Raw genomic sequence first — 12,029 nt, 5'->3', positions numbered from 1 at the left:
TAAATCATTAAGATATATTAGGAGAAAAAAACTAAGAGAGGCTTTCGCCCCTCTTTAGTTTTCCTTAAACTCCTGTGATTAAAAATTCCCATTGATATCTGTACAATTGGCTAATATACCTTCACGTCCGTTCCAAGCACAGACTTGTTCTGAACCGAATTGCCGGATAGATATACTTTTTTCAGATTGGGCAGCTTGCTTAAGATCTCCGCATTGGAAATGGCATTGTTTTCGAGATGGAGTTCTTCAATGGCTCGCCAGTTGCTCATAAATTCAAGCGAAGCTAGGTTACTGTCTTGTAGGGTAAAGGAACGCAGAGCGGACAGCTTGGCAAAGTAAGGCATCATCTGGTCCACTTCACTGACGGATGCATTGTTTATGCTAAAATAAGGCTCCTCTAAGGTTAGGTGCTCAAGCACTTTGTTCTCCGCGCCTACCTTTTGTTCGAAATTCAGCCTGCATTCAGAGCACACCAGCGATTTCACCTGCTTCAAACGAAATAAGGCATCACTTTCACTGTACAATGATGAATCATCAATGTTTAGTTTCTGTAAGCGAGGTAAGCGATCCAGAGCGTTTAGACGAGTGATATCACTGATCTCCGAAAGGAAAAGCTGTTCTAGCTTCGAGAATTTCCCTAGTGTAGCCAGATTTAACTCCCCACTTCCCCCACGGAGCGTCAGGCTGGTAACAGTAGGTGCCTTAAGTTCGGGGAGAAAGGCACCCGGAATTTCCACTTGTACTGCATTAGGCAAGGTCAGCGCTTCCGCATTCTCGTAGTACCCAGATAACCTCAATTCCCGCAAAGAGGACAGGCTATTTATGGCCTTTACCGAGCTAAGCTTGCTTAAGGAAGCAAGGCGCAGTTTGGTAATCGAGGTTTTACCGGCGAGCGGTTCCAAACTGGAAAAGTTTAAACTCTCGATGTCTAGCTTCTGTAGAGCAGGCATATTTTGCACAAAGTCGATGGACTTTACGTTGTTCAAATACGAAAGCTGAAGTTCTTGAAGCTGGGTTAAGGCGTATAACGGCTGCAAGTCTGTGGTTTCACTGTAGTTGATGGATAAGGATGTCAGCCCGGTCATGGACGATAACCATCCCAATTCATTGACAAAAGTGAGCGACAGGGATTTGAGCGGCAGTTTGTTTAACAAGTGAAAATCCGTTATAGACTCATCGACATAGGTAATCGATAAAGAGTTCAGGTTAGGAAATTCCAACAGTAAGGCTAATTCCTGGTTGCTGCGAAGCTGGGTAGAAAGGTGCGTAATTTTAGACTTGTCACCAAAGTAGCTGGAAAACGAATTAAAGGATTCGTTAAAAGCGCCACCATAGCTTTTCAGTCCAGACATGTGAGCAAACGTGGTTTGATCCGTCTGGGCAATTTCATAGGTTCCCGTCAGGTCGAGCGCTGTAAGTCCCGTAAAAGCTTCAAAATCTCGCTGATCGATCTTCTGTGCATTCAGCTTCTTGTCCTGAGTAACATAAGTGATCTTCTCGGCCTTTTCATCGCTGAAGGGATCGGAGAAACTATAGGTAAACTGCCATTGGTCACTATCCAGATAATCTACGGTCAAATAGCGCACACGAGCGAGTTCCTCTTCTGTCGGCAAGGCAGACCCTTTATCAAAGATATCCCGCAAAAAGGAGAGCAGAACCTCGCTTTCCGGCATCTTGCGTACAGGCAGATTGGCTTCTGTTTTTTGAAGCGTGGAACTTGTACTGTAGTAAAAATAAGCACCGATCGCACCCGATAGGATGAACATCAGTATCAGTAATAGCCTTACGGAGACGTTTGGCTTCGGCGCTACCTTAGGAGGCGTTCCGTGGTAATGATTAATGGTTTGGTCTACATAGTAGACATGATTTTGCTTCAACAAAAGCTCTGTTTCACAATACGGACACTTTAAAACTTGCCCCTCCTTGTATTCAATTCTTCCGTTGCAATTGGGACAGTTTAACGGAATAAATGCCACGGATGCCTCCTCCTTCATAATGATGATTGTAAGATCATACTGAACTGGCTCACACTATAGTTTATCGTTCTGAAGTGTTACGTTCAATATGAGAACGAAGTTTCACATAGAGAAGGAGCAGGGGGAACCTGCTCCTTTGTGGTCTATTTTTAAGTTTGAACGAGGGTAGTTATTATGAAGATAAGCATCATTAAATAGCCCACTAAGCGATGGATGTAATCGGATGTTTAACGTGCACAGGATAGAGGTTATCACCATGGTTTTTTACAAATAAGCCATCATTGTTGATTGAACTTATGAATTCCATATCTTTATTTTCATCCGGTGTAAAATGGAACGTCACTTTCTCGGTATCTGCACCGGCAATCTTATTCAGAATATCTTTCATATTGATTTCATTTAAGCTGACAACATCGAAGAGGTCGATATTGTTGTCTTCTTTCTGATAAATGACAATGACGTTTTCGTTTTCCAAATAATAAATATTATCACTAAGTACATTCAAGCAATAAAACATGAATATGCCAGGGGTATGATCGGTTGCAAACCGTTTGGAAACAGGCAAGCGTTGCGATGCGAATTGTTGAATAAGATGTAAATCCTCTGCGTCAGTTACATCTAGTTTCCGCAGGTTCGCAGATTCTAATGGGTTAGCTGTAAAATGAAAGTCCATTGAAAATAAATGTTCTTCTACAGCTTTGAACCCAAACTTGGGATAGAAATCAAGAACGGATTCATTGGCAAAAAGGTACATGAGATCGTACTTGTTTTCGTATTCCTCCAAAATTTTGTTCATTAAACGCGCAGATAGTCCTTTCCCGCGGTAGTCGGGATGTGTCATCACCGTGCCAATTTGGATTGCTTTTTTCTTCTCTCCGTGGATGATCAGCTCAAGGATATTGACAGATGCGTTGGCAACGACCTGATCTCCATCTACAAACGAGAAAGGAATGTATCCTTCGCCCCAGCAACCATGTTGGTACCAATTTTCAAAATGGATATCAAATGTACTCGCAGCGAGTTCAAAAAAACTGTTCCGAAGTGTGTCATTGTTTTTATAATTTTTCGTAAATTTCAAATCCTTCATGATATGTTCTCCTTAGCTTTTTTCTATGTATGTTAATAAGCCCAATTCCTCTTACATTTCTACCAGTATATTATTCGGCAAATAACGTTTAAACCCCTTCATTTCATATCCTCCTGTTATGTTAATAACAAAAGAAAAGAACCGCCAATAAGGCGCGGCTCTTGATTAGTAATCGTAAATTTATGTATCTTCTTGATCGTCTGTAACTTCGGCAACGGCTGTAATTGAAGCATAGGGGAAGCACCATCCACCCATTCGGCATTTATTGTGCTACATAGAGTACCCTGTCAATCAAACCGTAATCTTTGGCTTCATGCGCATTCATAAAATTGTCTCTGTCGGTATCTCGTTCAATGTTCTCCAAGGGCTGGCCTGTTTGCCCAGATAGAATATTGTTGATGTTATCCCGTAATCGAATAATGCGTTTAGCGCTAATAGCAATATCTGAGGCTTGACCTTGTGCTCCGCCAAGCGGTTGATGAATCATAATTTCGCTGTTCGGAAGCGCGAATCGTTTACCTTTTGCACCATTAGATAGTAAAAAGGCACCCATAGATGCAGCCATGCCAACACATAGTGTAGAAACATCGGCTTTAACCAAATGCATGGCATCGTAGATGCCCATACCTGCTGTAATGGAACCACCCGGTGAATTGATGTACATATGGATGTCTTTTTCCGAATCCATGGCATCCAAATAGAGCAACTGTGCTATAACGCTATTGGCCAACGCGTCTGTGATTTCCCCAGATACAAACAAGATCCGGTCTTGTAGTAGCCTGGAGTATATATCGTAGGTGCGTTCCCCGCGGGAGGATTGTTCGACAACGTAAGGAATCAGATTCATAGTGATTACCCCTTTAGTATCCATAGTCAATGCGATAATTCTTTTCGAGATGAGAAATCCTTTGTTCCAATATCTTTGGCTGAATGTAAACAATATTACTGTTATCTTCGTCATCATCATTGGTAGGAGGGGTATTGCTTAAGGCTTTGACTCGTTCAACAACGTGCTCATTAATCTCGGCTGTATCCATCTCTTCTTCAGAGACAATTTGAATCGAAATGTGTTGATGTACAGTTGTTTCTGCTGTCAGCAGGCTTACTACGATGGTCATTTCACCGCATGGAACAGCATCTTGCGTAAAAATTTCTATGATCACATCTTGGTAAGGAACATCCACCACGATATGTCCTTGATCATTCTCGACCAGACCATTCAGGTTCTTGGAACGATACATTCCTTCTGGCAACTGGATCTTGATTTCAGGCGTCTGGGTTAGATCTTCTGGATGGAGTTGTACCCATAGATGATTCATACCTTCTTCGTTTTCCATCTTGGACTTCGCGAATTGAATATCAAGCATTATAGATGTTCACCCCTTAGTGCTTGTGATACAGATTCGATGACTCTTTGTTTGACCTCCGCAGATATTCGAGGACTAATCGTGATAATAACATCGTCTGTAATCTTGAGTGTTTCGTTCTCAATAATGCGGCTTGGTTCATATAACGTAATTTGCTGGCTAATTTTCTCGATGTCTTCCATCGAAAGTTTCTTTAAGGTTTCCTGAATGGAGGCCAGAGTCTCACCCGTTCTGGATAGGGTGACGATTGCGCGAAAATGATGAAGATGGTTATCCGTGTAAACTCTTTTGTTGCCTACTAATTCAAGCGGAGGTACCATTCCGATTTGGGTGTAGTACCTCACGGTTCGCAGATTTATACGCGGCTCATCTTGCTGGAGAATTTCAGCGACTTGTTTAGCTGTATAACTATTCATGACACACCTCCTATGACATTAAACTGTTAGTGTTACAGTTAACTGTATTGTTTACAGTTTACTGTAACATAATTCGTTTGTCAAAATAAAACATTCAACCTTTATTGGGGATTGCATATTTGCAAGAGAGGAGAGATGTATACTGGATGCTATCCTAAATAAGCTATAGTTGTCCTTTCTTTTATCACCGTCCCAAGTCAAGCTTGATGTGTTATATTGATGGAGGACGTGCTAGATGTGTACAAGCTGTGCAAGAGTTAAGGAGTCATTTCAAGAATGACGTGCACCCGCAATCATGTGGAGTACTTCTCCATTGAATTCAAATTACTTACTATTCATTCATTACCATTACATAACAGGTGGGATGTAAGATGTTCTTTTTTGTTACATTACTCGTGTGTTTCATTGTATTCATGTTGCTGACGTCGTTCTTCAACAGGAAACATAAAGTGCTGATCTCGTTCGCCAGTGCTCTTGTGGTGAGTATGTTACTTCAGGTGCTGGAGCAATTTTATCTGAGCAGTATTTTGGTGGCGGCGTTTCTGGTTTACTTTATCATCGGGAATATCAGCACGTTCAAAAGCAACCAGTTGAAGCTGAGCTTGGCGGTATTATTCAGTACATCGATCGTAACGCTCGTCCTTTCTTTTACATATTTTAATCAAAAGACAACACCACCAGATGCCGAGATTCTTAGAGTCATGTTTATCTATTATCCGTTGCTTGTTATATTCACCGCGTGCTATGCCTATATGCTTCTTAACCTGTTTAATTTTAAAATATTGCAGGCGACCAATCCGCTCCTGTATATCTTGAATAAAGTTCGTGCCTGGCGGCGGATGATGCATATGTTCTGGATTATTTCACGCAAAGGTTTGGCTCATTTGATTCAGCAGGATCATGCCAAACTGCCATATGTTATTGCTGAGGTACTGGATAACATGGGTGGTGTATTCGTGAAGTTTGCCCAGGTGTTATCGACCAAAAAGGACATGTTACCTGCAAACTACATCCAAGCCTTCTCCAGTTTACATGATCAGGTGAAACCGCTAAGCCCACAGGAGCTGAAAGTGATTATCGACACCAAAATCGGCAATATGGATGAAACGTATGAATCCTTTGGCATGGAACCCATAGCAGCGGCTTCGATTGGACAAGTTCATCTGGCGAAGCTGAAGTCGACGGGAGAGATGGTTGTTGTCAAAATTTTAAGACCTGATGTAAAGCAGAAAATGACGGTCGATTTGGATATTTTAATCCAGTTTGTATCATGGCTATCCGAGCGCTCTGTCAAAATCAAAAGACTTGGATTAATTCAGCTTGCTGAAGGGTTCAAACAGAATTTGATCGAGGAAACGGATTTTGATATTGAAGCCTTGAATACGAATCTAATCCGCAAAGCATTCGAAGAACACAACATTCGTATCCGTGTCCCCGAGATCCATTCGGAGTATTCGACAAAACAGATCTTAACCATGGAATATATCGAAGGAACCAGCTTCACGAAAGCAGTGACAAGCGATGTTTCGGAGAGGGTGATGCACGCGTTTTTGGATCAGATTCTAGTGATAGGTATCTTTCATGCAGACCCGCACCCCGGAAATCTGATGCTGACCGCTGATGGAGAGGTTGCACTGATCGACTTCGGTTCAGTGGGTTACTTAACGGATGAAGAACGGGGCGGGATGTTAAGCTTCCTGATGGGATACAGCAATCGAGATACGAAAGAGATGGCGTATGGTTTGACACGAGTTTGTGAGGATGGGCATTTGCTGGATGAAAAGTTGATTGAACAGCGTCTGAGCCGACTTTTGTCCGAAGCGTCTTTCTCACCAGACCCGACAAGTGTCATGATGAAACGAATGATGTCCATGATCACGGAGATGGGGATGTCGTTAAAACCTACGATTGCCGGGGCATTCAGAGCCATCATTACGTTGGATGGGACGCTGTCATCTGTAGATGATACGTATTCTTTATCCGCAGCCAGTCAATCTTACGCAACCCATATGGATAAAGGACAAGTAGTCAAAGAGCGTTTAACAAAGGTCAAAGAGCAGATAACGGATTACATTCCGAAGTTATTGGAGTTGCCTATTCTGAAGGACAATAAAATTATGATTGCTCGTGAGGAAAATCATTCACTGCATGATTTTATGGGCACTCTGACCGTAGGGATCTTCACGGTAATCTGTATGGTTGTCATGCTTGCCAGCTTTGTGGTGCATGGTGAATCGATGCGGTTTTTACTTGCTCCGTTATCCATATCTGGTTTTGGAGTAGGCATGATCATATTGATCATGGCTGTAATTAAACAGTTGAAACCGAAGGTGTAAGTAAGGTAGGAATTAGACAGAATGAAGGCTACCATGCCCAAGGAATTATTAAACAAATTTCTGAATGACTTGGAGTCCTCACAACGTGAAGACGGTGGCTGGAGCGATGAGCATGGCTTGAAGCATTGGCAGGCGTATAATACGATTTTTACGTTATCGGTGCTTCGGAATTATGGAAGGTTGTAATTCAAGGAATATTCTGTTTGCAAAAATGAACGGCCTGAACTTACCTGAGTTCGGGTTATTTTTCTTTTTCAACTTGTAGGACGTTTTAATCCCTGTTTCATCTAAAAGGATCAAGTCGAATACCCGATAAGTATTATAATAAAAAGCCGCCAACCTTTAGCATGAACGGAAGAGGAGAATGAACCCGATGATACGTGTCATGTTGATTGACGATGAAGAAGCTGCACTCGATTTGCTTGAAATTTTGCTGGGTCAGATTGGGAATGTGGAAATCGTCGGAAGATACTTGAACCCCATTCAGGCTCTAGAGGATTTTAAAAAAATAACGGTAGATGCCGTATTTCTGGATATTCAGATGCCGGGAATGAAGGGAACACAAGCAGCTCGTCACATCCGAAGTATGTTTCCTGAAATGCCCATCGTATTTACAACAGCCTATGCAGAATTTGCGGTAGAAGCATTCGAGATTGAATCAACGGATTATTTGCTAAAGCCTTTTACAACGGGGCGATTACAGAGTACACTGACACGCATCAATAAACATTTGCAGGAACCTGCCAATCGGCCTGAAGCCAACATAGGTTCTATTCCGCTTGTGCAGTGCCTTGGAGGATTTCAGATTATATTGCCTGGTGAACCTAAGGAAATCGTGTGGAAAACGAAAAAAGAACGGGAGCTTTGCGCATTTCTAATCCATCATGAAGGGAAACGTGTTAACGCTCCTGTGATTATTGAGGCACTGTGGCCGGGATACGATCTCGTGAAAGCTAAAACGTATCTATACACCTGTTTGTCCTATCTTCGCAGAAGTTTGGCGGAGCATGAGGTTCCGATCCATATTAGTAAAGGGAATCAGGGGTTTACTGCTGAACTGAATGAAATGACAGTGGATGCTTCTGCATTTGAGAACCTACTTATTCAAATACTTTCCGAAGAGTCATTAAGTGAGAGAAACTATGATCAGATGAATCGGATGTATACCGGTGATTATATGGAAGCATGCGATTTTGGATGGGCTTCTGCCAGACAGTCGGAGATCAGGTCACAGTATGTGCATGCACTTCGCAGATGGCATATGTATTTTCGAAGCCAAGGCAAACTTTCGCTTGCAGCAGATAGCTTGCAGCGTGTGATGGCACTGATGCCCGATTCCGAGGTTGATGGCCGTGCGTTAATCCGAGTTCAGCTTGAACTCGGGAACCGAAGTGAAGCGCATCGTGTATGTTTGCAGTTGGAACAGGCTGTTCGTGTTCAGCTGGGAACAGAACTGGAGGATGAAACGATGCTGCTGGTTCAGCAAATGCTGAAAGATCGGAGCGCAGCGTTCAATGAGACGTAAACTATGTGCAGTACTGATCACCATAGCCATGTTGTTGGCCACCTACGGATTACTTTTAACCTATTTTACATTCAATAAAAAACCGATGCCGATTGCAACAAACGGTGTTATGGACTTGAGACAATGGGATTTCGAAACGGAAGGTGTGGTTCGGCTTGACGGGGAATGGGCGTTTTATCCGCATCGTCTTTTCTTTAGCCATCCTTTTGGAACACAGAGTAAAGAGGGGAAATCTGCCCAATTCATTCAAGTTCCGGGAACATGGTCCAAACAAATGGGTACACTTGGGACAGCTACTTACCGACTAAAGATTCTGGTTGATGATGACAGCGCCGTATATGGGTTGAAAACAGCCTCTATACTCATCTCCAACAGGCTGATTATCAATGGACAAGTCGTTGGCTCCAGCGGGCAGCCTGGTCCAAGTAACAAGTATTGGGCACTTAACAAGCCTTATGTAAGCTATTTTACGCTAAAGCCAGGATGGAATGAACTTCTTGTTGAAGTTGCCAATCATGAATTTAAGGTTAATAGCGGGATCAGTGAATCGATACAATTCGGTAAGGCAGACCAGATTTCAAGCATCCGTGACCGTGCAACGGCTCATGACTGGATCGTGCTTACAGCTTTTCTGATTATGGGACTGTATTTTATCGGGTTGTTTTCACAGCGCAGAAATGATCATTCCCTTGTTGTATTTGGACTTGTTTGTGTATTTATTGCCGCGTTTACGAGTGTAAGCGGGGAAAGAGTGCTATTCGATGCCATTGGTCCAGTTCCATTTTGGTTATATTTTCGTATTCAGATGGTGCTGACTGTCGGAGTTGGTGCAGGATTTTTCCTATATGTGTATACCGCCTTTCGTTCTTACAGCTACAAATGGCTTACCAAAGCAGGTCTGGTCGCAGGTGCAACCCTGTTGCTTCTGCATATGGGTTTTGCAGCACAGATTACGACGGGGGTATTCCGTCTTCTGACATCGCTGTACGTCACATTTTCTTTGTTGTATGCAACGTATGTGTTTGTCTACGCCGTCCTGAACAAGGTAGCTGGAAGTTGGTATCTTGCTGTGGCAGCTATGGCTTTGAACGCACTGGTGCTCAACCAGAACCTGAATGTTTATTTTGGCGTTCCGATCTATTCTTTGGCGCCTGTCGAGCCGTTTTTTGTGCTGCTCATGCTCGCGCTGTTGATGTCGCTCCGCTTCTCCAACGCTTTCAAGAGAATTGAAGAGCTCTCCGGGCAACTGCTGGAAGCAGACAAACATAAGGATGATTTTCTGGCACGTACCTCGCATGAATTCAAGACGCCTCTTCACGGCGTGATGAATATATCCAGGTCTATGCTTGAGGATGTAAAGAATCCACCAGGGGCTGATCAACAGGAAAAGCTTCAGTTAATGATCGATATCACGAGAAAGCTGTCTCAGCTTGTCTACGATATTCTAGATTTGTCCAAGCTGAAGCAGGGCCAGCTCAGGATTGAGCGGTCAGCTGTCGATGTATGCTCGGTTGTGGAGATGCAGGTCCGTTTCTATGCTTATCTAAGTATGGAAAAGGAAGTAGAACTCGTAAATCAGGTGCCGACAGGATTGCCTCATGCATATGGCGATGAATCAAGGTTAAGCCAGATCATTGGGAATTTGCTGGATAATGCCATCAAGCACACGGATAAAGGAACGATTGTAGTTACAGGAAGAGAGCACAGAGGTATGTTGCTTTATGAAGTTAGAGATACGGGAGCAGGTATTCACCCCGAAGATATGCCATATATATTTGAACCATTCAAAACGATTGATGGCACAGAGAATCGGGGCACAGGTTTGGGTTTGAGCATTGCCAAGCAACTGGTAGAATTGCAAGGGGGCATGCTGAGTGTGCATTCCACACAGGGAATCGGGACAACCTTCATCTTCACTCTGCCAATGGCAGATTCAAACGGTAAGTTCAGCGAGGCTCTGGACGATATGTCCGCCCCTTACCCACCACCTGTGAGGAGCGATTACTCGTTCCCAACCCCACATATTATGAATTCTGAAGGTAAACGCACCGTATTAATTGTGGATGATCAGTATGTGAATCTAAAGGTACTGCTGGACACCCTTCAATCTTTGGACTACCGGGTCATTGCTGTCAAAAGTGGAGGGGAGGCACTTCGTGAGATCGAGCGGCCGGGGAGAATTGATCTTGTGATTCTGGATCTGATGATGCCGGGCATGTCCGGATACGAAGTCTGCCAGGAAATCCGCAAGCGCTATACCTTGTTGGAGTTGCCCGTACTGATGGTCACTGCCGCGTTTCAGCCGCAAGACAAAGTGGCTGCCTTCCAGGTGGGAGCCAACGATTATCTTCCCAAGCCGTTTGATCTTGAGGAGCTGAAAGCTCGAATCGGCAGCCTGCTCGCCATGAAAGAATCGCTGGGACGTGCAGTCGATATGGAAGTGGCTTTTCTTCAATCACAGATCAAACCACATTTTCTATACAACGTGCTTAATAGCATTGTGTCTTCCAGTTATACGGATGTGGAACATGCACGGAACATGATTGTTTCACTAGCTGATTACTTGCGGGGCAGTTTTCGGTTCAGTAATACGGATGAACGGATCGCATTTGCAGAGGAGTTCAGCCTGATTCAAACGTATGTGGAGATCGAGCAGGCCAGATTTAGAGGTCGCATCTGTTTCGAGTACGAAATACCCGAGGCTGCTTATCAGGTACAAATGCTACCGTTAATGCTCCAGCCATTAGTGGAGAACGCCATTCGCCATGGCATTGGTGATCAGATCAATGGCGGTAAGGTTACATTGACAGCGGTGAGATCAGAGGCATATTGGGTATTCACTGTAAGCGATGACGGGGGAGGAGTTTCCCACGAGCTCAAGCAACAGTTGCTTGAGCCAATTAAACCGAGCAGTCAGCAAGGTGTTGGATTAAGAAATATTGATAAGCGATTACGATTTGAATACGGCACTGCACTGGAGATAACAAGCGAGCCAGGAGTTGGAATGAGTGTTGCTTTCCGCATTCCTGATGTGCAGTCTTAAACAAGATATAATTGAATGTTTCCCAAGTATATCCCAGTATGTCCAAGTAAATAGTCCTATCGTGTAAACGATGGGGCTATTTTGTTGTAAAAAATGCAGTGAATGAGACAGGAAAAATATCTTATACCTTAAATTAATGTAAAATTTTGTCGAATCGAGTCGGTTTTTTAAGGTTTTTTTAAGGTGCTTTAAGCTATGCTGAGTGAGCTGAATGTAATAGATGAAATAATAGAGCGAGATAATGGGGGGATCGATACGTGGTATTTTTAGAGAGCACAA

9 protein-coding genes are annotated in these 12,029 nt (G+C 43.4%); 4 read left to right on the top strand and 5 right to left on the bottom strand.

The features are described 5' to 3' along the window. Positions 1–110 precede the first annotated feature (110 nt). The 5 genes from ABIE27_RS20625 to ABIE27_RS20605 form a co-directional block, all read right to left on the bottom strand. Complete coding sequence (locus ABIE27_RS20625; RefSeq protein WP_429351379.1) at positions 111–1,766, bottom strand: leucine-rich repeat domain-containing protein; 1,656 nt, start codon at positions 1,764–1,766, stop codon at positions 111–113. Between the two features lie 412 nt (positions 1,767–2,178). Continuing rightward, positions 2,179–3,063, bottom strand: coding sequence for a GNAT family N-acetyltransferase (locus tag ABIE27_RS20620; protein ID WP_429351378.1), 885 nt, complete (start codon positions 3,061–3,063; stop codon positions 2,179–2,181). 262 nt (positions 3,064–3,325) lie between these two features. Then, the gene (gene clpP, locus ABIE27_RS20615; protein WP_429351377.1) at positions 3,326–3,910 is read right to left on the bottom strand and encodes an ATP-dependent Clp endopeptidase proteolytic subunit ClpP; all 585 of its coding nucleotides are present in this window, start codon (positions 3,908–3,910) and stop codon (positions 3,326–3,328) included. Positions 3,911–3,923: 13 nt separating this feature from the next. Beyond that, complete coding sequence (locus ABIE27_RS20610; protein WP_429351376.1) at positions 3,924–4,430, bottom strand: hypothetical protein; 507 nt, start codon at positions 4,428–4,430, stop codon at positions 3,924–3,926. Further along, positions 4,430–4,846: a MerR family transcriptional regulator gene (locus tag ABIE27_RS20605; protein ID WP_429351375.1), complete on the bottom strand. Its 417-nt coding sequence runs from the start codon at positions 4,844–4,846 to the stop codon at positions 4,430–4,432. The genes ABIE27_RS20610 and ABIE27_RS20605 overlap by 1 nt, the downstream gene beginning before the upstream one ends. Before the next feature lie 371 nt (positions 4,847–5,217). On the opposite strand from ABIE27_RS20605, the gene ABIE27_RS20600 reads away from it, so the two are divergent. From ABIE27_RS20600 to ABIE27_RS20585, 4 genes are all read left to right on the top strand, one after another. Then, positions 5,218–7,182 carry an ABC1 kinase family protein gene (locus tag ABIE27_RS20600; RefSeq protein WP_429351374.1) on the top strand — a complete coding sequence of 655 codons (1,965 nt, stop codon included), beginning with the start codon at positions 5,218–5,220 and terminating at the stop codon, positions 7,180–7,182. Positions 7,183–7,203: 21 nt separating this feature from the next. Next, positions 7,204–7,368: a hypothetical protein gene (locus ABIE27_RS20595; protein WP_161556945.1), complete on the top strand. Its 165-nt coding sequence runs from the start codon at positions 7,204–7,206 to the stop codon at positions 7,366–7,368. 187 nt (positions 7,369–7,555) lie between these two features. After that, positions 7,556–8,707, top strand: a complete 1,152-nt coding sequence (locus tag ABIE27_RS20590; protein ID WP_123064878.1) for a response regulator — start codon at positions 7,556–7,558, stop codon at positions 8,705–8,707. Then, positions 8,697–11,750 carry an ATP-binding protein gene (locus ABIE27_RS20585; RefSeq protein ID WP_429351373.1) on the top strand — a complete coding sequence of 1,018 codons (3,054 nt, stop codon included), beginning with the start codon at positions 8,697–8,699 and terminating at the stop codon, positions 11,748–11,750. The genes ABIE27_RS20590 and ABIE27_RS20585 overlap by 11 nt, the downstream gene beginning before the upstream one ends. The last annotated feature ends 279 nt before the right edge of the window (positions 11,751–12,029 follow it).

Origin of the sequence: Paenibacillus sp. 4624 (assembly GCF_050435065.1) — a bacterium.
GTDB lineage: Bacteria > Bacillota > Bacilli > Paenibacillales > Paenibacillaceae > Paenibacillus > Paenibacillus amylolyticus_D.
This window is presented reverse-complemented; position numbering and strand designations above follow the sequence as displayed.

Coding starts and splice junctions, on each gene's coding strand:
- ABIE27_RS20625 (WP_429351379.1), bottom strand. CDS start 1,766: ATGTTCATCCTATCGGGTGCGATCGGTGCTTATTTTTACTACAGTACA.
- ABIE27_RS20605 (WP_429351375.1), bottom strand. CDS start 4,846: ATGAATAGTTATACAGCTAAACAAGTCGCTGAAATTCTCCAGCAAGAT.
- ABIE27_RS20590 (WP_123064878.1), top strand. CDS start 7,556: ATGATACGTGTCATGTTGATTGACGATGAAGAAGCTGCACTCGATTTG.
- ABIE27_RS20620 (WP_429351378.1), bottom strand. CDS start 3,063: ATGAAGGATTTGAAATTTACGAAAAATTATAAAAACAATGACACACTT.
- ABIE27_RS20595 (WP_161556945.1), top strand. CDS start 7,204: ATGAAGGCTACCATGCCCAAGGAATTATTAAACAAATTTCTGAATGAC.
- ABIE27_RS20600 (WP_429351374.1), top strand. CDS start 5,218: ATGTTCTTTTTTGTTACATTACTCGTGTGTTTCATTGTATTCATGTTG.
- ABIE27_RS20585 (WP_429351373.1), top strand. CDS start 8,697: ATGAGACGTAAACTATGTGCAGTACTGATCACCATAGCCATGTTGTTG.
- ABIE27_RS20610 (WP_429351376.1), bottom strand. CDS start 4,430: ATGCTTGATATTCAATTCGCGAAGTCCAAGATGGAAAACGAAGAAGGT.
- clpP (WP_429351377.1), bottom strand. CDS start 3,910: ATGAATCTGATTCCTTACGTTGTCGAACAATCCTCCCGCGGGGAACGC.